Origin of the sequence: Bradyrhizobium sp. Mp19, from assembly GCF_029952935.1 — a bacterium.
GTDB classification, from domain to species: domain Bacteria; phylum Pseudomonadota; class Alphaproteobacteria; order Rhizobiales; family Xanthobacteraceae; genus Bradyrhizobium; species Bradyrhizobium elkanii.
Window position 1 is genome coordinate 1 of the sequence record NZ_JASAUT010000188.1, and the last position, 777, is coordinate 777.

The 777-nt window shown below is 61.1% G+C and carries 2 protein-coding genes; both read left to right on the forward strand.

Annotated elements, in window-relative coordinates:
- The coding region (locus tag QJT82_RS45520; protein ID WP_210215188.1) for a hypothetical protein at window positions 1-392 on the forward strand (392 nt) is incomplete at its 5' end.
- A partial coding sequence (locus tag QJT82_RS45525) for a recombinase family protein (protein WP_281446743.1) occupies window positions 389-777 on the forward strand: 389 nt, incomplete at its 3' end. The genes QJT82_RS45520 and QJT82_RS45525, both read left to right, overlap by 4 nt.

Below are 777 nucleotides of genomic sequence, written 5' to 3' on the forward strand. Positions count from 1 at the left end.
CGAGGGCACATCGAAATATCCCCTCTGGGGAGTCTGACGAATCACCTGCCATCGAAGTTACAGTGTGCGAACCGACGCATCCGCTGTTCGGCCGCACGTTCCGCGTCATTCGCCGCTCGGTTCATCGTGGCGGGGGCTTCCCGCTTTCGTACGAGGTCGAATATCGAGACGGTGCCAGCCTTTTGATTCCGGTCGCGGCGACCGAACCACGGAAGTCGATGGAGAATCGAACGAAGCTGAGCGTCGAGGCACTACACGATCTGACCTCTCTGGTTGAGCAGCTCGAACACGATGCCGATCGATCCGAAAGACCTTTGGGCCACGCTGTCAACGGCACTGCAGCGCCAAATCGTCAACGAGGTCGCCGCAGTGCTGGCGGAGGCAAGTCATGAAGTCCGAGCTGGTCAAGCCGATACACCTGGCGCGCCGCGCGGTCGTGTACATCCGGCAGTCGACGACTCATCAGGTTGTGACCAACCAAGAGAGCCTGCGATTGCAATACGCGCTTCGCCAACGCGCCATCGAGCTCGGATGGCACGAAGCTGGCATCGACGTCATCGACGCTGATCTTGGCATCAGTGGGGCGTCGGCGGCTCAGCGCAGCGGCTTCAAGGAACTGGTCGGGCGTGTTGGTCTTAACGAGGTTGGTCTGATCCTGTCGATCGACGTGACGCGTCTCGCCCGCAACTGCTCGGATTGGTATCCGCTGCTCGATATCTGCGGGCTGCACGGCTGCCTCATCGCCGACCGTGATGGCGTCTATGACCCTGGCAGCGC